The sequence below is a fragment of the Parathalassolituus penaei genome (assembly GCF_026626885.1).
Taxonomy (GTDB): Bacteria; Pseudomonadota; Gammaproteobacteria; order Pseudomonadales; family Oceanobacteraceae; genus Oceanobacter; species Oceanobacter penaei.
The window spans coordinates 152,864-171,263 of the sequence record NZ_JAPNOA010000016.1; the positions used below are offsets into that span (position 1 = coordinate 152,864).

19 protein-coding genes are annotated in these 18,400 nt (G+C 54.6%); 14 read left to right on the forward strand and 5 right to left on the reverse strand.

All coding sequences use genetic code 11. The features are described 5' to 3' along the window. Positions 1–34 precede the first annotated feature (34 nt). Both OUO13_RS03900 and OUO13_RS03905 read left to right on the forward strand, forming a co-directional pair. Positions 35–1,009, forward strand: a complete 975-nt coding sequence (locus OUO13_RS03900; protein ID WP_428982318.1) for an ABC transporter permease — start codon at positions 35–37, stop codon at positions 1,007–1,009. Positions 1,010–1,175: 166 nt separating this feature from the next. Then, positions 1,176–1,907: a winged helix-turn-helix domain-containing protein gene (locus tag OUO13_RS03905; protein ID WP_283172540.1), complete on the forward strand. Its 732-nt coding sequence runs from the start codon at positions 1,176–1,178 to the stop codon at positions 1,905–1,907. A gap of 1,260 nt (positions 1,908–3,167) precedes the next feature. Here the strand turns inward: OUO13_RS03905 and OUO13_RS03910 are convergent. The 3 genes from OUO13_RS03910 to OUO13_RS03920 all read right to left on the reverse strand — a co-directional run bounded on the left by OUO13_RS03910 (position 3,168) and on the right by OUO13_RS03920 (position 5,535). Then, positions 3,168–4,022 (reverse strand): MurR/RpiR family transcriptional regulator, encoded by an 855-nt coding sequence (locus tag OUO13_RS03910; protein WP_283172541.1) that lies wholly within the window; start codon positions 4,020–4,022, stop codon positions 3,168–3,170. 249 nt (positions 4,023–4,271) lie between these two features. After that, positions 4,272–5,303: a substrate-binding domain-containing protein gene (locus OUO13_RS03915; protein WP_283172542.1), complete on the reverse strand. Its 1,032-nt coding sequence runs from the start codon at positions 5,301–5,303 to the stop codon at positions 4,272–4,274. A 34-nt stretch (positions 5,304–5,337) separates the two neighbouring features. Next, positions 5,338–5,535 carry a hypothetical protein gene (locus tag OUO13_RS03920; RefSeq protein ID WP_283172543.1) on the reverse strand — a complete coding sequence of 66 codons (198 nt, stop codon included), beginning with the start codon at positions 5,533–5,535 and terminating at the stop codon, positions 5,338–5,340. A 317-nt stretch (positions 5,536–5,852) separates the two neighbouring features. On the opposite strand from OUO13_RS03920, the gene OUO13_RS03925 reads away from it, so the two are divergent. The 12 genes from OUO13_RS03925 to OUO13_RS03980 all read left to right on the forward strand — a co-directional run bounded on the left by OUO13_RS03925 (position 5,853) and on the right by OUO13_RS03980 (position 15,230). After that, complete coding sequence (locus OUO13_RS03925) at positions 5,853–6,692, forward strand: MurR/RpiR family transcriptional regulator (protein WP_283172544.1); 840 nt, start codon at positions 5,853–5,855, stop codon at positions 6,690–6,692. A 62-nt stretch (positions 6,693–6,754) separates the two neighbouring features. Continuing rightward, the gene (gene iolB, locus OUO13_RS03930) at positions 6,755–7,585 is read left to right on the forward strand and encodes a 5-deoxy-glucuronate isomerase (RefSeq protein WP_283172545.1); all 831 of its coding nucleotides are present in this window, start codon (positions 6,755–6,757) and stop codon (positions 7,583–7,585) included. A 146-nt stretch (positions 7,586–7,731) separates the two neighbouring features. Continuing rightward, positions 7,732–9,315, forward strand: coding sequence for a peptide chain release factor 3 (locus OUO13_RS03935; protein WP_283172546.1), 1,584 nt, complete (start codon positions 7,732–7,734; stop codon positions 9,313–9,315). Positions 9,316–9,449: 134 nt separating this feature from the next. After that, positions 9,450–9,884 (forward strand): 50S ribosomal protein L13, encoded by a 435-nt coding sequence (gene rplM / locus OUO13_RS03940; RefSeq protein ID WP_283172547.1) that lies wholly within the window; start codon positions 9,450–9,452, stop codon positions 9,882–9,884. 1 nt (position 9,885) lies between these two features. After that, positions 9,886–10,278, forward strand: coding sequence for a 30S ribosomal protein S9 (gene rpsI, locus OUO13_RS03945; RefSeq protein WP_283172548.1), 393 nt, complete (start codon positions 9,886–9,888; stop codon positions 10,276–10,278). A 228-nt stretch (positions 10,279–10,506) separates the two neighbouring features. Beyond that, entirely contained in the window at positions 10,507–11,103 is a 597-nt protein-coding gene (gene petA, locus OUO13_RS03950) for a ubiquinol-cytochrome c reductase iron-sulfur subunit (protein WP_283172549.1), read from the forward strand. After that, entirely contained in the window at positions 11,087–12,334 is a 1,248-nt protein-coding gene (locus tag OUO13_RS03955) for a cytochrome b (RefSeq protein WP_428982315.1), read from the forward strand. The genes petA and OUO13_RS03955 overlap by 17 nt, the downstream gene beginning before the upstream one ends. Beyond that, complete coding sequence (locus tag OUO13_RS03960) at positions 12,334–13,095, forward strand: cytochrome c1 (protein ID WP_283172551.1); 762 nt, start codon at positions 12,334–12,336, stop codon at positions 13,093–13,095. The genes OUO13_RS03955 and OUO13_RS03960 overlap by 1 nt, the downstream gene beginning before the upstream one ends. Before the next feature lie 90 nt (positions 13,096–13,185). Beyond that, positions 13,186–13,818: a stringent starvation protein SspA gene (gene sspA, locus OUO13_RS03965; protein ID WP_283172552.1), complete on the forward strand. Its 633-nt coding sequence runs from the start codon at positions 13,186–13,188 to the stop codon at positions 13,816–13,818. An 8-nt stretch (positions 13,819–13,826) separates the two neighbouring features. Further along, entirely contained in the window at positions 13,827–14,231 is a 405-nt protein-coding gene (locus tag OUO13_RS03970; protein ID WP_283172553.1) for a ClpXP protease specificity-enhancing factor, read from the forward strand. A 145-nt stretch (positions 14,232–14,376) separates the two neighbouring features. Continuing rightward, positions 14,377–14,853, forward strand: a complete 477-nt coding sequence (locus OUO13_RS03975) for a Panacea domain-containing protein (RefSeq protein ID WP_283172554.1) — start codon at positions 14,377–14,379, stop codon at positions 14,851–14,853. Positions 14,854–14,855: 2 nt separating this feature from the next. Beyond that, the gene (locus OUO13_RS03980; protein ID WP_283172555.1) at positions 14,856–15,230 is read left to right on the forward strand and encodes a hypothetical protein; all 375 of its coding nucleotides are present in this window, start codon (positions 14,856–14,858) and stop codon (positions 15,228–15,230) included. Between the two features lie 231 nt (positions 15,231–15,461). Here OUO13_RS03980 and gatB read toward each other — a convergent pair whose 3' ends face one another. Together gatB and gatA are read right to left on the reverse strand one after the other, a co-directional pair. Beyond that, positions 15,462–16,925 carry an Asp-tRNA(Asn)/Glu-tRNA(Gln) amidotransferase subunit GatB gene (gene gatB / locus OUO13_RS03985; RefSeq protein ID WP_283172556.1) on the reverse strand — a complete coding sequence of 488 codons (1,464 nt, stop codon included), beginning with the start codon at positions 16,923–16,925 and terminating at the stop codon, positions 15,462–15,464. A gap of 10 nt (positions 16,926–16,935) precedes the next feature. Further along, positions 16,936–18,390, reverse strand: a complete 1,455-nt coding sequence (gatA, locus tag OUO13_RS03990) for an Asp-tRNA(Asn)/Glu-tRNA(Gln) amidotransferase subunit GatA (protein ID WP_283172557.1) — start codon at positions 18,388–18,390, stop codon at positions 16,936–16,938. Between the last annotated feature and the right edge of the window lie 10 nt (positions 18,391–18,400).

The following is an 18,400-nucleotide window of genomic DNA, read 5'->3' on the forward strand; positions in this document are numbered from 1 at the left end:
TGAACGTAAGGCACTGACCAAAACGCGCAAAAAAATGCCACCGGAACTGAGCATACTGCTGGTTCTGCTGGGGATCTCCGTCTTCTTCGAAGTGTTGGGCTGGATGCTGGTTGGCCAGAGTTTCCTCGCCAACATGAGCCGTCTGCAGATCATCATTCTGCAGGTATCGGTGATTGGTATTATTGCAGTGGGTGTTACCCAGGTGATTATCACCGGTGGTATCGACCTGTCTTCCGGTTCGGTTGTGGCGATGTCGGCGATGATTGCCGCCACCTTTGCACAAAACAGCGAATGGCCAAAACTGATTCACCCTGGCCTGACTGATTTGCCATTTATTGTGCCGCTGCTGGTGGGTGTGGGGATTGGTGCACTGGCCGGTTTTATCAACGGCTGGCTGATCACCAAAACCAAGATTCCACCGTTTATTGCCACTCTGGGCATGATGGTATCGGCTCGTGGTATCGCTCGCTGGTACACCGATGGTTCGCCTGTGTCCGGTTTCACCGAAGGTTTTGCGATGCTGGGTAACGGCCTGGATCGCTGGATGCCGGTGGTGATTTTCCTGGCGGTAGCCGCGTTCTTCCACGTCGTAATGCGTTACACCCGTTTCGGCAAGTTCACCTACGCCATTGGTGCCAACCCACAAGCAGCGCGTGTATCCGGTATCAACATTGATGCTCACCTGATCAAGGTTTACACCATTGCCGGTCTGCTGGCCGGTCTGGCAGCGATGGTCGCGATTGCCCGTATCAAAACCGCTCAGGCCGGTATGGGTATGATGTACGAACTGGATGCGATTGCCGCTGCGGTAATTGGTGGTGTGTCGCTGTCGGGTGGTCGTGGTCGTATTACCGGTACTGTGATTGGTGCTCTGATTCTGGGTGTGATGTTGTCCGGTTTTACCTTCCTGCGTATCGACGCCTATTACCAGGACATCATCAAGGGCGGCATTATTGTGGTGGCCGTTGTGGTTGACCAGCACCGTCAGAACAAGCGCAAGAAGTCCTGATCCGGTTGTTGATCAGGGTTTGAATGGATAGTCCCGCTTCTGCCGCAGTTGCCTTCAAGGCTGCGGCAGAATGCTTAACCCCAATCGAGTTGAACGACAGTCGCTGGTTGTTTTCTGGTTCGACCGCACCAGACCGGCGCTGATTAACCACCCTTACAGGTGATGTATGTCAGGACGTTCCCGTATTCACGTTGTCGAGCACGACGATAATGTTCGTTTGCTGATGCAAGCCTGGCTGGAGCTGCAAGGCTTTGAAGTGGCCGTGTTTCCATCACTGTTCGCCATGGGCGAGCTGAACGACCAGCCGGATCTGGTGGTACTGGCCGCACGGGGTTCCCAGGATGTGGAGCTGCTGCGTGAAGTCAGCGATGTGCCGGTGATCCTGTTGTCGGAACCCGCCGCTGACGAAGTGGATACCGCCCGTATCCAGGCACTGGACTCTGGTGCTGATGATTATCTGGCCAAGCCGTTTAACCCGCGTGAACTGCTGGCCTGTTGCAAGGCGATTCTGCGTCGCTCACGTCGGGTCGAGCCGGAAATCCGCTCACCACGTACCCCGAGCCGGTATCGCTACTTTAATGGTTTCCAGCTGGATACCGTGGCCCGCCTGCTGGTGAATCCGGCTGGTACGGCGATTTCCCTGTCCGGTTCCGACTACCAGCTGTTGATGATGTTGCTCGACAGCAGTGGTGAGGTTCTGACCCGAGACACCATTGCGGAAATTACCCGCGGACGTGACAACCTGCCGATGGATCGTTTTATCGATGTCCAGATGAGCAGACTGCGTAGCCGATTGGGCGAAAATGCCCGCTCACCGGCGTTGATCAAAACCGTTCGTGGCAAAGGTTATGTGCTGACCGCTGCGGTTGAATGCAGCAATTTTGCCCGCTCGGCGTAAGCCAGCGGGTTCTTTTACCGATTTATCTTCTTGCTTTTCTGCTTTGCTCAGGCCGCTATGCGGCCTTTTTTATTGGTGGCTTGCCCATATGGACAATGAACGGTTGCTAGCTGCGCTGGGTGAAATCGGTGTTGATTGATACTGTTCGTCTGACGCTTGCGGCTACTCGGCTTGTTAATTGGCCAGGCTGTTTGCCCTCTTGGGGGACCTTGTCCCCCGGCCGGGCGGGCCTCCCCCTGCTTTTGCCCACTGGGCTCGTTTATCCGGTATTCCCCGACAACAGCGTTTCGACCCCGGCCCGATGGCACATCCCTGTGCCAACGGGCCTTGCGGGGCATCCATGCCCCGGCTGGGTCGGCCGTTGCGGGGCATCCCGGCTCGCCCAGATGGGCATTGGGTAGCCAGCTGCGCTGGGTGAAATCGGTGTTGGTCTGGCTGTTGCTAGTGGTTTGGGTCTGGATGCTGTTCGTCCGACTTCTGGCGGCTACTCTGCTTGTTAATTTGCCTGGCTGTTTGCCCTCTTGGGGGACCTTGTCCCCCGGCCGGGCGGGCCTCCCCCTGCTTTTGCCCACTGGGCTCGTTTATCCGGTATTCCCCGACAACAGCGTTTCGACCCCGGCCCGATGGCACATCCCTGTGCCAAAGGGCCTGGCGGCGCATCCATGCCTCGGCCGGGTCGGCCGTTGCGGTGAATCCCGGCTCGCCCAGATGGGCATTGGGTGGCCAGCTGCGCTGGGGGAGTTAGGTGTTAATAGTTGCTCTGTTGTAGGGTGGGCATTTATGCCCACAAGAATTGGCCTCGACGTCCGGCGCTTTGCGGCTACTCGGCTTGTTAATTGGCCAGGCTGTTTGCCCTCTTGGGGGACCTTGTCCCCCGGCCGGGCGGGCCTCCCCCTGCTTTTTCCCGACTGGGCTTGTTTTTCCGGTATTCACCGACAACGGCGTTTCGACCCCGGCCAGATGGCACATCCCTGTGCTCTGTCTATCGGTGAAAATAGGGCCTGGCGGCGCATCCATGCCTCGGCCGGGTCGGCCGTTGCGGTGAATCCCGGCTCGCCCAGATGGGCATTGGGTGGCCAGCTGCGCTGGGGGAGTTCGGTGTTAATAGTTGCTCTGTTGTAGGGTGGGCATTTATGCCCACAAGAATTGGCAACGACGCCCGACGTCCGTCAGGTGGCGTTTGAGCAGCGGTGTACGATGGGGAAGTGCGAAAAGAAAAATGGCCATTAATCAATGGCCATATATAAGAAGCAAGACGACTCAGGCGTTGCCGTTGTCGGGTATTCGAGTGTCTTTCAGGCTGTCCTTGATCTTCTTCAGATGCGCCTGGAAATCCACACCACGGCGCAGGGTAACGCCGGTGGCGAGTACGTCGACCAGTATCAGTTGCACAATACGGGAGGTCATTGGCATGTACTTTTCGGTGTCTTCCGGTGTCGGGAACGACAGGTACACCGAGCTGGCTTCGGCCAGAGGTGAGCCTTCGGCGGTTATTCCAATCACGGTGGCGCCGTTGGCGCGGGCTATTCGGGCGATTTCGACCATTTCGCGCGTGCGACCGGTGTATGACACCGCCACAATCACATCGCCGGTATGGGCCGCAGCGGCGACCATTCGCATCATCAGCACATCGTCGTAGGCGGTAACCGGCAGGTTAAAACGGAAAAACTTGTGCTGGGCATCCATGGCCACCGGGCCGGACGCGCCCAGACCAAAAAAGGAAATCTGTTTGGCCTGGATCAGAAAATCAACAGCCCGTTCAATCGCGGTGGTGTTGATCTGCTTGCGGGCGTTTTCCATCGCTGCAATTGTCGAGGTAAAAATCTTGTCGGTGTACTCCTCGGTGGAGTCGTCCTGTTCGACATTGCGGCTGACGTACGGTGTGCCGGTCGCCAGACTCTGGGCCAGCTGGATCTTGAAGTCCGGGAAGCCGGATGTCTCAAAATTGCGGCAGAAGCGGTTCACCGTTGGTTCACTCACTGACGATGCGGTCGCCAGTGACGAAATGCTCATACGGGTGGCGGCTTTGGGATCGGCGAGGATTACATCGGCTACTTTGCGTTCGGATTTGTTCAGGCCTTCCAGGCGCTCGCTGATTTGATCAAGCAGGCTCATCAGACCTCCCGGTCGGCTGGTGAATCGGCATTCAGAATGGGTTGTTGAAGTCGTTATTTTACTACGTCTTCAAAGAGGCGGCACTATATCGACACCCAGCCTGTGAATCCAGCCCGAAATCACCGCAATAGGTGTCTTGTTATGACACAAGTGGCGTCAGGTTGAAGGGGGATCGTATTCGGGTAGAACAAAAAGCGTACAGTAGGTAAGTGTTCTGGTTAATAACTTACCGGTTGATGTCGCTTTCTGTCAGACGTTTTCGGATATATGCAAATCCACCGGTAAATACACGGGCGCAAAGCGTACATCGGGACGGGTAGACAGGGCCTGATCCAGCATCTGGTGTAATTCGTTGGCAAGTTTTTCCAGAGGAGTGGCGATGATGACATCCAGCAGACCTTCGGCCAGAGCGGTGCGGTTGTTGGTGGTCAGCTCGTTACAGACCACTACCAGGCGACGATTGCCGCGTTCACGGCGCACGGCCCGAATCACACCATCCACACCACCTCCTGCGTTATAAATAGCCACCAGATCCGGGTGATCATCAAGCAGCTGGGCGGTGGCTTCGGCCGCCAGGCGTTCGTCATCCAGGTTCAGCAACGATGGCAGCAGTACAAAGTCGGGGGCCTTTTCACGCAGGTAGCGGATAAAGCTGATTTCGGAAATTTCCTGATTCCGGTAACGATGGCTGCCCAGCAGGATGCCGACTTTGCCCGGGCGCGGGCTCAGGCGGGCAATACTCCAGGCGGCACAACGGCCGGCGCTGTGGCTGTCTAGGCCGATATGGCCGTTACAGCCATTGGCCGACAGTGGCGACAGCAGAGTCAGGACAATTTTGCCGTCGGCATTAAGCTGATCCACTGCCAGATTCACCATGTGGTGATCCAGCGCCACCAGAATCACCACGTCGGCATCCAGGGTTTTGTTCTGCAGTTCGGCAACGATGAAGTCAGGGCTGACTTCGTCCATAAAATGAATGCGGGTATCGAGTGCAAAGCGCCCGAAGTTACGTGAAACCTTGTCGACGGTGTCGCCCAGCGCCCGATAAAAAGCATCACAGCTGCGTTGTAACAACACCACCACCTGCTTGCGTGGACGGGTTTCGCGCAGTCGGCGTTTTAACAGGCCAGCGGCGTGATAGCCGATTTCTTCGGCGGCCAGCAGTACCCGTTGGGCGGTGGCTTCACGAACGCGGGTGCGGGTATTCAGAACCCGATCGACAGTCGCAATACTGACCCCGGCTGCTTCAGCGAGATCCTTGATGGTTGGGCGGCTCGACATGGTGAACTGGACTATTCCGGAAAACGGGTGGCTCTCAAGGGTGGGAGTCTTGCTCGGGTTCTTCGTAGTGATAGAAGAAGTTCCACAGGCACCAGCCGAACAGGCCGAGCGATATCATGCCCCAGAAGGACTGGCCGCTTGACCATTCCAGTGAGCTCCAGATCAGGCAAAACACGGAAACCAGAATGCGGCGCCATAACGGGCGAAAGAATTGGGCATCGAGTTCAGTCATGACGGGCCTCTGTTGTGTTTGTTGTTGGCCGGATGTCACACCTTAGAATGTTTGTTCTGTTTCGGCAAGGCTTGCGCGCGACAAAACGCAAAACTTGACAGCCATGCGGTTTTTGCATCAAATGGAAAAAATATTCCAAAGTTATGAATTTTGAAATGGACTGTCTGTTCTGACGTAGCGGTTGATGGCAGGTCTGGCATTACCCGGGTTATTCCGGGTCTGGATTCCGACACCGGGCGTCGGTGTGGTGCAGGTTGAATTCCAATTTCTGACGAAAGGAGTTTAACTAGCCATCCCGAACGTTATGAGAGGAAGCCATGGAGCAAGTACCTGCGACGCTGGCGGAGCTGAAAACCACCATTACTGAACAGCATGGTCGCCTGAGCAAGCGCCTGAAACAGGTTGCCGAGTACCTGCTGGACAACCCGAACGATATCGCGTTTGGCACCGTTGCGGTGATTTCCCGTAACGCCGGAGTGCACCCATCCACTCTGGTGCGCTTTGCCAACGCCTTTGGTTACAGCGGTTTCAGCGAAGTGCAGCGTCTGTTCCAGCAACAGCTGATCGAGGAGGCGCCGAGTTATCAGGAACGTATCCGTATTGCCCGTGATGAAATCTCGGAAGACGGTGACGATAACCCGGTACGCCTGCTGAATCATTTTGTGCGGGCCAATATTTCGGCGCTGGAGCATCTGGGTGACACCATTGCGGAAGCCGATATGAGCCGCGCTATCGATATTCTCGAACGTGCACGTTCTACCCATATTGTGGGGGTTCGACGGGCGTTTGTAGTGGCCAGTTATTTTGCCTATGCATTGCGTCATATCGACTGCAAGGCGTTTCTGGTGGATGGCGTTGGTGGCATGTATCGCGAACAGGCGGCGTCGATTACCGCGGATGATGTACTGGTGGCCATCAGTTTCCATCCGTATGCCAGCGAAACCCTGGAAGTGGCGCGTGCCGCTGTTGAGCGCAACGTACCGCTGATTGTGATTACCGACAGTCAGGTCAGCCCGCTGGCGTCCTCGGCATCGGTCTGTTTTGTGGTGAAGGAAGCCAGTGTCCATGCCTTCCGTTCGTTGTCATCGTCCCTGTGTCTGGCGCAATCGCTGGCCATCGGTCTGGCACATCGCAAGGACAATATTCCATCTGAATGACACCGGGTCGGCTCCGGTGTCGTGATCGATATCTGAAGCTGACAATAACAAGAGGTGTCTTCATGTCGCGTTTGCTCTCCCGTGCCAGTCAACCGGATGCGGCTGGCCGTATCCAGAACATCACTCCGGATTCTGCCGGCTGGCAATATGTGGGCTTTGAAGCCTTTCTGCTGGAACCAGGACAGACCCTGAGCGCCGAAACCGGTGAACAGGAAGTCTGTCTGGTACTGCTGGCTGGCAAGGCAGACCTCGCCAGTTCCGATCAGCAGTGGTCCAGCGTGGGAGAGCGTATGAGCGTGTTTGACGAACAGTCACCGTACGCCCTGTACCTGCCTGCCGGTGAGCGTTACACCGTTACCGCAACCACCAAGCTGGAGCTGGCCGTCTGCAAGGCGCCGGGCAAGGGTGGTTTCCCGGTACGTCTGATTGAACCGTCCATGTGTCAGGCTGAAACCCGTGGTATTGGCACCAACCAGCGTCATGTCTGCAACATCCTGTTTGGCAACTTGCCAGCCGATAGCCTGCTGGTGTGTGAAGTGCGGACGCCGTCTGGTAACTGGTCCAGCTACCCACCGCACAAACACGATACCGATAACGCACCGCACGAAACTCATCTGGAAGAAACCTACTATCACCGTATTAATCCGGAGCAGGGGTTTGTATTCCAGCGCGTTTACACCGACGACCGCAGCATTGATGAAACCATGAGTGTGGAAAACCGCGGTGTGGTGATGGTGCCAGGCGGTTACCATCCGGTTGGTGCGCCGCACGGTTACGATTCCTACTATCTGAACGTGATGGCAGGCCCTTCCCGTAACTGGATCTTCCATAACGATCCTGATCACGCCTGGATCATTGCTGCCGATAAGGAAAAAGCTGCCCGTCAGGGCTGACCGTCCTTGCTGACCTGCGTCGGATTCCGGCTTGCTTCCGGGATTCGACTGCTGTCGGATTCTGCTTTTCTGGTATACTCCCGCGCCTTTTAAGGCCGCCGGTTTTCGAGTGCGGCGCCTTCAACCAGTTACTGAAGATACTGTCCATGCCTTCGTTCCTTGAAGAAGTCCGTCGTCGTCGCACGTTCGGCATTATTTCGCACCCGGATGCCGGTAAAACCACCATTACCGAAAAACTGCTGCTGCTGGGCAACGCGATCCAGCTGGCCGGTACTGTAAAAGGTCGCAAGACGGGTCGTATGGCCACTTCCGACTGGATGCAGATGGAACAGGAACGTGGTATTTCCATTACCACCTCGGTAATGCAGTTTCCGTACAAAGAACGCATGGTGAACCTGCTGGATACACCGGGTCACGAAGACTTCTCGGAAGATACCTACCGAACCCTCACCGCCGTTGACTCGGTGCTGATGGTGATCGACGGCGCCAAGGGTGTAGAAGACCGTACCATCAAGCTGATGGAAGTCTGCCGCCTGCGTGATACCCCGATTTTCACCTTCATTAACAAGATGGACCGCGAAGTGCGTGATCACATCGAGGTGCTGGATGAAATCGAGACCGTACTCAAGATCAAGTGTGCGCCGGTGACCTGGCCAATTGGTATGGGTAAGGCCTTCAAGGGTGTTTACAACCTGCTCACCGATACCGTCCATGTGTTTACGCCGGGGCAGGGCAGTGTGGTGCCGGACGACATCCGCATTGAAGGTCTGCACTCGGACGAAGCCATCGCCCTGCTGGGTGAAGACATGATCGCCGAGCTGGATGACGAAATCGAACTGGTGCGTGGTGCCAGTCATGAATTTGATCTCGACGAATACCTGCGTGGTGAATTGACCCCGGTATTCTTCGGGACTGCACTGGCCAACTTTGGTGTGCGTGAGCTGCTCGACTACTTCGTTGAGTGGGCACCGGCACCGCTGGCTCGTGAAACCGACGCACGCGCCGTTGATCCGGAAGAAGATGTTTTCTCCGGATTTGTGTTCAAGATTCAGGCTAACATGGATCCGAAACATCGCGACCGTATCGCATTCATGCGTGTGTGTTCCGGTACTTACACCAAGGGTATGAAGATGCTTCATTCCCGTCTTGGCAAGGAAGTGAAAATTGCCGATGCCGTGACCTTCATGGCAGGTGATCGCAGTCAGGTGGAAGAAGCCATTTCCGGCGATATCATCGGCCTGCACAACCACGGTACCATCCAGATTGGTGATACCTTTTCTGCGGGTGAAAACTTCCGTTTCACCGGCATTCCGCACTTTGCACCTGAGTTGTTCAAACGTGTACGTCTGAAAGACCCGTTGAAAATGAAAGCCCTGCAGAAAGGTCTGCAGCAGTTGTCAGAAGAAGGGGCCACCCAGCTGTTCATGCCGCTGAATAACAACGACCTGATTCTGGGTGCCGTGGGTGTGCTGCAGTTTGATGTGGTACAGCAACGTTTGCGTGACGAATACAAGGTAGAGTGTATCTATGAGCCGGTCAGTGTTACGACCGCGCGCTGGGTATACTGCAAGGACAGCCGCATGCTTGAAGATTTCAAGCGTAAGGCTGCGGAAAACCTGGCAATGGACGGTGGTGGTTATCTGACCTACATCGCCCCGACCCGGGTTAATCTGAGTCTGACTCAGGAACGTTGGCCGGACGTACAGTTCCGGGCAACTCGCGAGCATTAAGGCATAACGAGCCGATGCTCGGAAGCAACCCTGAACTGGTAGTTTTCTGCACAATTCAGGTTGCGCCAAGGGGGTGGCTGCTGTAATATGCCGCCCTCTTTTCTGATCAACATGCCCTTGAAGGCGAGAATTTGATGAAAACTTACAGCGCTAAACCCGAAACCGTAAAACGTGAGTGGTTTGTTGTGGACGCAGCTGATCAGACGCTGGGTCGCCTGGCTACCGAGGTTGCTCGCCGTTTGAGAGGCAAGCACAAGCCAGAATACACTCCTCACGTTGACACCGGTGATTACATCGTTGTTATCAACGCCGAGAAAATCAAAGTTACTGGCTCCAAAGCCACTGACAAAATGTACTACCGTCACACTGGTTACCCAGGTGGTATCAAGTCTATCAGCTTCGAAAAGCTGATCGATTACAAGCCACAGGACGTAATTGAGATTGCGGTGAAAGGTATGCTGCCTAAGGGTCCCCTGGGTCGTACCATGTTCAAGAAAATGAAAGTTTACGCAGGTAGCGAGCATCCACATTCAGCTCAGCAGCCGCAAGAACTGAAGCTGGGAGAATAAGATGGCCGTTTCTCAATACTACGGTACTGGTCGTCGCAAGACCTCTACTGCACGTGTGTTCCTGCGTCCAGGTACTGGCGTGATTACCATCAACAAGCGCTCTCTGGACGAATACTTCGGCCGTCAGACTGCTCGCATGGTAGTTCGTCAGCCGCTGGTTCTGACTGAGAACCTGGAAAAGTTCGACGTTATCGTTAACGTTGCTGGTGGTGGTGGTAACGGTCAGGCCGGTGCTATCCGTCACGGTATCACCCGTGCCCTGATGCAATACGACGAGACTCTGCGTTCTTCCCTGCGTGCCGCTGGTTATGTGACCCGTGACGCTCGTGAAGTTGAACGTAAGAAAGTGGGTCTGCGTAAAGCACGTAAGCGTCCACAGTTCTCCAAGCGTTAATACGACTTCCGTATTACTGCTTCAAAAAAGCGCCCATTGGTCTATATCAATGGGCGCTTTTTTTATTGATTTAACCCCACAAGGTATTGGGGTATCGCAGTTGTTTCCATGTGTTGTTTTCTTTACTATGTGCGCCGCTCTGCGCTTCACATCGGGTCTGTGCATCGTGACTTCAAGGCTCATGACCTCGCAGCAGAAAAAGAATTGTAATGATGGGAGAAGATGGTAATGAGTCAAGACGGCGTAAATAAAGGTCGGCGCACTCTGCTTCTGGGTGTGACTTCCGGTCTCGGCGCTGTTGGTGCTGGCTTCGTCGCTGTACCCTTCGTAGGATCCTGGAATCCAAGCGAAAAGGCTAAAGCGGCAGGTGCACCAGCAAAGGTCGATATCAGCAAACTGGAACCGGGTGCGATTCTGATTGCAGAATGGCGCGGTAAGCCTGTGTATATCGTTCGACGTTCTGAAGAGACCCTGGCAAACCTGCCGTCTCTGGCTGGTCGTCTGAAGGATCCAGAGAACAGCAACAAGGCTCAGCAGCCTGCGTATGCTGACAACGTGAACCGCTCCCGCAAACCGGAAATCCTGGTTCTGCTGGGCGTTTGTACCCACCTGGGCTGTGCACCCAAGTATTTCGCCGAAGTGAAGCCAGAACCGTTTGATGCCCAGTGGCAAGGCGGTTGGTTCTGCCCATGTCACGGTTCCCGCTTTGACCTGTCTGGTCGTGTATTCGTGGGTTCTCCTGCTGCGGCTAACCTGGAAGTACCACCGTACTCTTTCGAGAGTGAAAACGTGTTGGTAGTTGGTGTGGATGAGGAGCACGCATAATATGAGCACCAAACAAAGCAATGGTTTCATGGGCTGGATTGATGACCGTCTGCCGGTTACCCAGACCTATGAAAAGCATATGTCCAAGTACTATGCTCCGAAGAACTTCAACTTCTGGTACTTCTTCGGCGTACTGTCCATGTTGATGTTGGTTAACCAGATCCTGTCCGGTATCTGGCTGACCATGAACTTCGTTCCAAGCCAGGAAGCGGCCTTCGCCTCCGTTGAGTACATCATGCGTGACGTACCGTACGGCTGGATCATCCGTTACATGCACTCCACCGGTGCGACCTTCTTCTTTATCGCTGTATACCTGCACATGATGCGTGCACTGATGTACGGTTCTTACCAGAAGCCACGTGAACTGATCTGGCTGTTCGGTATGTTCATTTACCTGGCTCTGATGGCGGAAGCTTTCATGGGTTACGTACTGCCATGGGGCCAGATGTCCTACTGGGGTGCTCAGGTAATTATCTCCCTGTTCTCTGTTCTGCCGTACGGTAACGAACTGACTGAGTGGATCCGTGGTGACTTCCTGATTTCCGGTGCCACCCTGAACCGTTTCTTTGCTCTGCACGTCGTTGCTGTGCCACTGGTTATTGTCATGCTGGTTGTACTGCACCTGCTGGCTCTGCACGAAGTGGGTTCCAATAACCCTGACGGCGTTGACATCAAGAAACTGAAAGACGAAAACGGCAAGCCGCTGGATGGCGTCCCTTTCCACCCTTACTACACCGTGCACGACATGGTTGGTATTGTTGTGTTCCTGATGGTGTTCTGTACCGTTATGTTCTTCTTCCCGGAAGGCGGCGGTTTCATGCTGGAATACGCGAACTTCGAACCTGCTAACGGTCTGAAGACTCCTGCTCACATTGCACCTGTATGGTACTTCGGTTGCTTCTACGCCATTCTGCGTGCGGTTCCGGATAAAGTATTCGGTGTTATCGGTATGGCTGGTGCTATTGCTGTGTTGTTCGTACTGCCTTGGCTGGATCGTAGCCCTGTGCGCAGCTGGCGCTACAAAGGCTGGATCAGCAAGATCTTCATTATTGTGTTCGCATTCGACTTCGTACTGCTGACCTGGCTGGGTACTCAACCAGCAACTGAAAAACTGACTCTGGTTGCTCAGGTTGCTTCGGTTATTTACTTTGCTTTCTTCCTCCTCATGCCGTTCTACACCCGCATGGAGAAAACCAAGCCAGTACCAGAACGTGTAACCGGGGGCCACTAATGAAAAAGATTTTTGCTCTGATTGCGATTGCCCTGCTGCCAGGAATGGCACTGGCCAACGAATCTGATGTGCATCTGGATGAACACCGTACCGACCTGCATGACACTGCGTCACTGCAGCGTGGTGCCCAGACTTTTATGAACTACTGCATGGGCTGTCACTCCATGGAACACATCCGGTTCAACCGGATTGCCAAGGACCTTGAGATCCCTGAAAAGCTGATGATGGACAACCTGGTATTCGACACCGACAAGAAGTTCGGTGCTCTGGCTACCATCGGCATGCGTAAGGAAGACTCCAAGAAGTGGTTCGGTGCCACTCCTCCGGATCTGACTCTGGTTGCTCGTGTTCGTCGTCCAGACTGGCTGTACACTTACCTGCGCAGCTTCTACGCCGATCCAAGCCGTCCGTGGGGCGTTAACAACGTGGTCTTCAAGGACGTAGGTATGCCTCACGTTCTGGCTGGTCTGCAGGGTGTTCAGGCAATGGGTACTGCCCAGGTTGCCGTTGGTTTCGACACTCTGACTGGTCGCGAGATCACTGAAGAGCACGAACACGCTCTGTACCTGGAGAAAGCAGGTTCCCTGACTCCAGAACAGTACGACCGTGTTGTGTTCGATCTGGTAAACTTCATGACCTACGCTGCTGAGCCAATGGCTGTAGAGCGTCAGAGTCTTGGTTGGTGGGTACTTGGCTTCCTGGCCATTTTCTTTGTTCCGGTATACTTGCTGAACAAGGAATTCTGGAAGGATCTCAAGTAATTCCTGACCGGAATGAAGTACCAAGCCTGGCCGTTATGCGGCCGGGCTAATTTTGTTTTCAGACTGATGCAATTTTATAGCGAGGAAAGTATGGGGGTTGTAGCCAAGCGCTCTACCATGACGTTTTATTCGGACGCCTCAGATCATTTCAGCCACCGGGTGCGTATCGTACTCGCTGAGAAGGGCGTCGCTGTTGATATTCTGGACGTGGATCCAGGCAATCTGCCGGAAGATCTGACGACCCTGAATCCTTACAACACTCTTCCAACTCTGGTTGATCGCGAGCTGACGCTCTACGAAGACCCGAATATCATGATGGAATACCTCGACGAGCGTTTCCCGCATCCGCCGCTGTTGCCTGTTTATCCGGTTGCGCGTGCTGAAGCCCGTCTGTGGATCAAGCGAATTGAAAAAGACTGGTGTGGTCTGATCGACACCATTCTGACTGGTGAAGCAGAAGAAGCAGACAAGGCGCGTCAGAATCTGACCGACAGCCTGGTTGGCATCGTGCCTATCTTCCAGGAAATGCCTTACTTCATGAGTGATGAGTTTTCCCTGGTTGATTGCTGCGTAGCACCAATCTTGTGGCGTCTGCCGGTACTGGGTATCGAGCTGCCAGCCAAGCAGTGCAAACCACTGCTGAGCTACATGGAACGTCTGTTTGATCGTGAATCATTCCAGGCCAGCCTGAGTGAAGCTGAAAAGGAAATGCACGACAAATGAGCAGTGTCATGACCCCCAGCCGCCCGTACCTGGTGCGAGCGCTGAACGAGTGGATTCTCGACAATCATTGTACCCCGTACGTGCTGGTTGACGCCTCTCTGGCTGGGGTTCAGGTGCCTCAGGACTACGTTAACAAGGGCCAGATTGTTCTGAACATCAGCCCGGTAGCGGTTCAGAGTCTGCTGATTGACGACAACGGCATCTCGTTTAATGCCCGTTTTGGTGGTGTGCCGATGTCGGTGTACGTACCTGTGGTCGCTATTCTGGCGATTTATGCCCGTGAAAACGGCCAGGGTATGGTGTTCGGTGGTGAAGCCGGTGCACCAGACCCGGAAAATCCACCGGAGCCGCCAAAACCACGCAAGACCGAACCGGAGCCCGCTGCTCGACCTGCTTTGAAAGTGGTCAAGTAAGAAGGCTGCCAGAGGTCTCTGGTCTGACGTCTGAGGTCTGACGTCGGACGCAATAAAAAACCGCCGAAAGGCGGTTTTTTATTGGCTTACGCTGGGCTGTTGCATTAAATTAACTGTATAAATAGTCAGCTCTTTCGAGGTTGATATGTATCGCGCGGTCGATGTTGCCTACAAAATGCTGGAGATGGCCAAGGGGCGGGGAATAGAACTCTCCAATCTTCAGTTGCAAAAGTTGCTCTACATTGCTCATGGCTATCTGCTCGCCTGGAAAAACAAACCCTTGTTTTCTGATGAGGTCAGTGCCTGGAAATACGGGCCAGTCATTCATTCTGTCTACAATGAATTCCGTTCTTATGGGGCAGAGAAAATTCCTGTCGGTCCTGTTGAATCAGGTGTTGCCGATGAGGATGTTATTCAGACGCTCAATGGCATTCTGAAGCTTTATGGTGACAGGGATGCCATGGCACTTGTGACTCTGACACACCAGCCCAAAACTCCCTGGCATAAAGTCTGGGAAATCGATGGTGGTAGTCGGCAGTTATTCGCCCAGATCCCGGATGAGCTGATCAAAGACCATTATCGCCGGGTTATCACTGATCCAAAAGCTGTGGCAGGGTTGTAGTGATGATCGATCCATTTGCAGAAGGAGTTGCAAACCCGGCCAGTCATATTGATGCAAATACCAGCGAATTATCGCTTGCTTCTGAATTGGATAAGGCTGAAGTCCTCCGGAAAAATGCTGAAACGGAACATCAAAAAGCCCAAACCTGGGAAGTATATTCACATATCGGCTTGAGAGTATGCGCAGCTTTTTTTGTGGCGGTTCTGCTTTGTGTATGGATGTCGTTTCTATTTGATAGCGTTGATTATTATTTTTCCCAGATGAAAGAGCTTAAACAGGAAATTCCATCCGAAGTTATGTTGGCGGTCATTGGTGCTGGAGCAACGATTGTCGGTCTGATGGGATTTATTCTGAAGGGATTGTTCAAGAGTAATTGAATGGCATTTTCGATTTGGTAGGGTGTATTAGCAGAACGCCGCCCGGCGGACTGCGTAATACACCTTATCAATCTTCTGGTGTAATACGCCGTTGGCTATTACACCCTACAAAGGGTAGCGTCAGACCTCAGACCTCAGACCTCAGACCTCAGACCTCAGACCTCAGACCTCAGACCTCAGACCTCAGACCTCAGACGCTTAACAGCTTCAGACGTCTGACGCTCTCACAGATCAACCAAGCTCGTTCAGTTTCTTCTGCAGTACATCCATCACCACTTGCGGGTTTACCCCCTTGGCGGCTTTACGCACGAGGCCGATAAACGGACCAATAGCCTTGGCGCGTTTGTCTTCCGGAGTGGCGAGGTAGCCTTCAACCAGTTTGGCGTTGGCGGCCAGCACTTCAGCCACAATGGCTTCGATTGCACCGGTATCGGATACCTGTTTCAGACCCATGGAGTCGACCAGGCTGTCGATGCAGGCAACGGAGCCGTCGCCTTTGCCTTCGGCGAGGGCGTTGAAGACTTCCTTGGCACCACCGTTGTTAAGGGTGTTGTCCTTGATCAGTTGCAGGATACGACCCAGCTGTTCAGCGGAGACGGCCAGTTCGGCAATGCTGATTTCCAGGCGGTTAAGGGTGGCGGAGACATCACCCTGCACCCAGTTGGCCGCCAGCTTGTAATCGTTGACGGTTTCAGCAACGGTTTCAAAGTAGGCAGCCAGCTCGCGGTTGGCAGACAGTACTCCAGCATCAACACTGCTGAGGCCATGTACTTCGACAAAACGCTTGCGTTTGGCATCCGGCAGTTCTGGCAGAGTGGCGCGTACAGCGTCGATGTAATCGTCGTCGATGATCACTGGCAGCAGGTCCGGGCATGGGAAATAACGGTAGTCGTTGGCGACTTCCTTGGAGCGCATGCCGCGGGTTTCGTTTTTGTCGGCGTCATACAGGCGGGTTTCCTGAATGATGCGACCGCCGTCTTCGAGGATATCCATCTGACGCTGGATTTCGGATTCGATGGCGCGTTCAACGTTACGGAAGGAGTTAACGTTCTTGATTTCGGTACGTGTACCGAATTCGGCCTGGCCTTTTGGACGCAGGGAAACGTTACAGTCACAACGCATGGAGCCTTGTGACAGGTCGCCGTCACAGATGCCGAGGTAGGTAACGATGCTGTGCATCTTGCGGAAGTAAGCGGCCGCTTCTTTGGCAGAACGCATTTCCGGCTCGGATACGATTTCAACCAGCGGTGTGCCGGCACGGTTGAGGTCGATACCGGACATGGCACCAAAGCCTTCGTGTACGGATTTGCCAGCGTCTTCTTCGAGATGCGCACGGGTAACGTTGATGCGTTTGGTTTCGCCGTTATCCAGTTCGATGTCGATATAACCCTTGCCCACAATCGGGTGGTGCAGCTGGGTGGTCTGGTAGCCTTTTGGCAGATCCGGGTAGAAGTAGTTCTTGCGGTCGAAGACGGAGCGTTTGCCAATTTCGGCATCAATCGCCAGGCCGAACTTTACGGCCATACGCAGGGCTTCTTCGTTGAACACCGGCAGAACGCCCGGCAGACCGAGGTCTATGGCGCAGGCCTGGGTGTTGGCGTCAGCACCAAACTCGGTAGAGGCTCCGGAGAAAATCTTGGATTTGGTGGCCAGCTGAGCGTGGATCTCGAGGCCAATAACAACTTCCCATTCCATGACGGACTCCTTATACCAGACCGGCTGGCGCTTGCTGGTGCCAGTCGGTTGCTTGTTGGAACTTGTGGCCGAGGTTGAGCAGGCGGCCTTCTTCGAAATAGTTACCGATCAGTTGCAGACCCACTGGCAGGTTATTAACGGTGCCGCATGGAATCGACATGCCTGGCAGACCGGCCAGGTTGAGGGCGATGGTGAAAATGTCTTCGAGGTACATGGACACCGGGTCGGAGGTCTTTTCACCGGCGCGGAACGCAGGGGTCGGAGTTACCGGGCCCATGATCACGTCCACTTCCTTGAAGGCTTCAACAAAGTCGTTCTTGATCAGGCGACGAACCTGTTGGGCTTTCAGGTAGTAGGCGTCGTAGAAACCGGCCGACAGGGCGTAGGTACCGACCATGATGCGGCGTTTGACTTCGGCACCAAAACCTTCACTGCGGGAGCGCTTGTAGAGGTCGTTGATGTCTTTCGGATCGGCAACGCGGTGACCAAAGCGCACACCGTCCATGCGGGACAGGTTGGCGGAACACTCGGATGGCGCAATCACGTAATACACCGGAATCGCCAGGTGGGTGTTTGGCAGGCTGATTTCCTTGACCTTGGCACCCATCTTTTCGAACTCGGCAACGGCGGCACGAACCTGCTGGGCCATGGCTGGATCAAGATCGGCGCTGAAGTACTCTTTTGGCAGACCAATGGTCAGGCCTTCGATGGAGTCGTTCAGGGTGGCGGTGTAATCCGGTACGGCGCGATCCACACAGGTGGAATCTTTTGGATCAAAACCGGCCATGACGTTGAGCATCATGGCAGCGTCTTCAGAGGTGCGGGTCATAACACCGCCCTGATCCAGAGAGGAGGCGTAAGCGATCATGCCCCAACGGGAAACGCGGCCATAGGTTGGCTTGATACCAGTGATACCGCACAGGGCCGCAGGCTGGCGAATGGAGCCGCCGGTGTCGGTGGCGGTGGCGCCTGGCACCAGTCGAGCAGCAACCGCGGCAGCAGAGCCGCCGGACGAACCACCCGGAACACGCTCCAGATCCCACGGGTTTTTCACCGCACCGTAGAACGAGGATTCGTTGGAGGAACCCATGGCGAATTCGTCGAGGTTGGTTTTACCCAGGCACACGGCGCCAGCGGCGTTGAAGTTGCTGACGACGGTGGCATCGTACGGTGCAACAAAGTTGCCCAGCATACGAGAGCCGCAGGTGGTCAGCACGCCATTGGTACAGAAAATGTCCTTATGGGCCATCGGTACACCGGTCCAGATACCGGCCTGACCGGCAGCACGCAGTTCGTCGGCCGCTTTGGCCTGAGCCAGTGCCTGTTCTGGCGTTACGGTGATAAAGCTGTTGTAAACAGGGTCGAGCTGTTCGATGCGGGACAGCAGCGCCTGGGTAATCTCGACGCTGGAGTATTCACCCGCTGCCAGTTCCCGGGCAATTTGGGCAATGGTCTTGTTATGCATGTGGAATTCC

Excerpts from the sequence above, each read along its gene's own strand:
- OUO13_RS03900 (WP_428982318.1), top strand. The coding sequence starts at position 35 with ATGCCACCGGAACTGAGCATACTGCTGGTTCTGCTGGGGATCTCCGTC.
- OUO13_RS03905 (WP_283172540.1), top strand. The coding sequence starts at position 1,176 with ATGTCAGGACGTTCCCGTATTCACGTTGTCGAGCACGACGATAATGTT.
- OUO13_RS03910 (WP_283172541.1), bottom strand. The coding sequence starts at position 4,022 with ATGAGCCTGCTTGATCAAATCAGCGAGCGCCTGGAAGGCCTGAACAAA.
- OUO13_RS03915 (WP_283172542.1), bottom strand. The coding sequence starts at position 5,303 with ATGTCGAGCCGCCCAACCATCAAGGATCTCGCTGAAGCAGCCGGGGTC.
- OUO13_RS03920 (WP_283172543.1), bottom strand. The coding sequence starts at position 5,535 with ATGACTGAACTCGATGCCCAATTCTTTCGCCCGTTATGGCGCCGCATT.
- OUO13_RS03925 (WP_283172544.1), top strand. The coding sequence starts at position 5,853 with ATGGAGCAAGTACCTGCGACGCTGGCGGAGCTGAAAACCACCATTACT.
- iolB (WP_283172545.1), top strand. The coding sequence starts at position 6,755 with ATGTCGCGTTTGCTCTCCCGTGCCAGTCAACCGGATGCGGCTGGCCGT.
- OUO13_RS03935 (WP_283172546.1), top strand. The coding sequence starts at position 7,732 with ATGCCTTCGTTCCTTGAAGAAGTCCGTCGTCGTCGCACGTTCGGCATT.
- rplM (WP_283172547.1), top strand. The coding sequence starts at position 9,450 with ATGAAAACTTACAGCGCTAAACCCGAAACCGTAAAACGTGAGTGGTTT.
- rpsI (WP_283172548.1), top strand. The coding sequence starts at position 9,886 with ATGGCCGTTTCTCAATACTACGGTACTGGTCGTCGCAAGACCTCTACT.
- petA (WP_283172549.1), top strand. The coding sequence starts at position 10,507 with ATGAGTCAAGACGGCGTAAATAAAGGTCGGCGCACTCTGCTTCTGGGT.
- OUO13_RS03955 (WP_428982315.1), top strand. The coding sequence starts at position 11,087 with ATGAGGAGCACGCATAATATGAGCACCAAACAAAGCAATGGTTTCATG.
- OUO13_RS03960 (WP_283172551.1), top strand. The coding sequence starts at position 12,334 with ATGAAAAAGATTTTTGCTCTGATTGCGATTGCCCTGCTGCCAGGAATG.
- sspA (WP_283172552.1), top strand. The coding sequence starts at position 13,186 with ATGGGGGTTGTAGCCAAGCGCTCTACCATGACGTTTTATTCGGACGCC.
- OUO13_RS03970 (WP_283172553.1), top strand. The coding sequence starts at position 13,827 with ATGACCCCCAGCCGCCCGTACCTGGTGCGAGCGCTGAACGAGTGGATT.
- OUO13_RS03975 (WP_283172554.1), top strand. The coding sequence starts at position 14,377 with ATGTATCGCGCGGTCGATGTTGCCTACAAAATGCTGGAGATGGCCAAG.
- OUO13_RS03980 (WP_283172555.1), top strand. The coding sequence starts at position 14,856 with ATGATCGATCCATTTGCAGAAGGAGTTGCAAACCCGGCCAGTCATATT.
- gatB (WP_283172556.1), bottom strand. The coding sequence starts at position 16,925 with ATGGAATGGGAAGTTGTTATTGGCCTCGAGATCCACGCTCAGCTGGCC.
- gatA (WP_283172557.1), bottom strand. The coding sequence starts at position 18,390 with ATGCATAACAAGACCATTGCCCAAATTGCCCGGGAACTGGCAGCGGGT.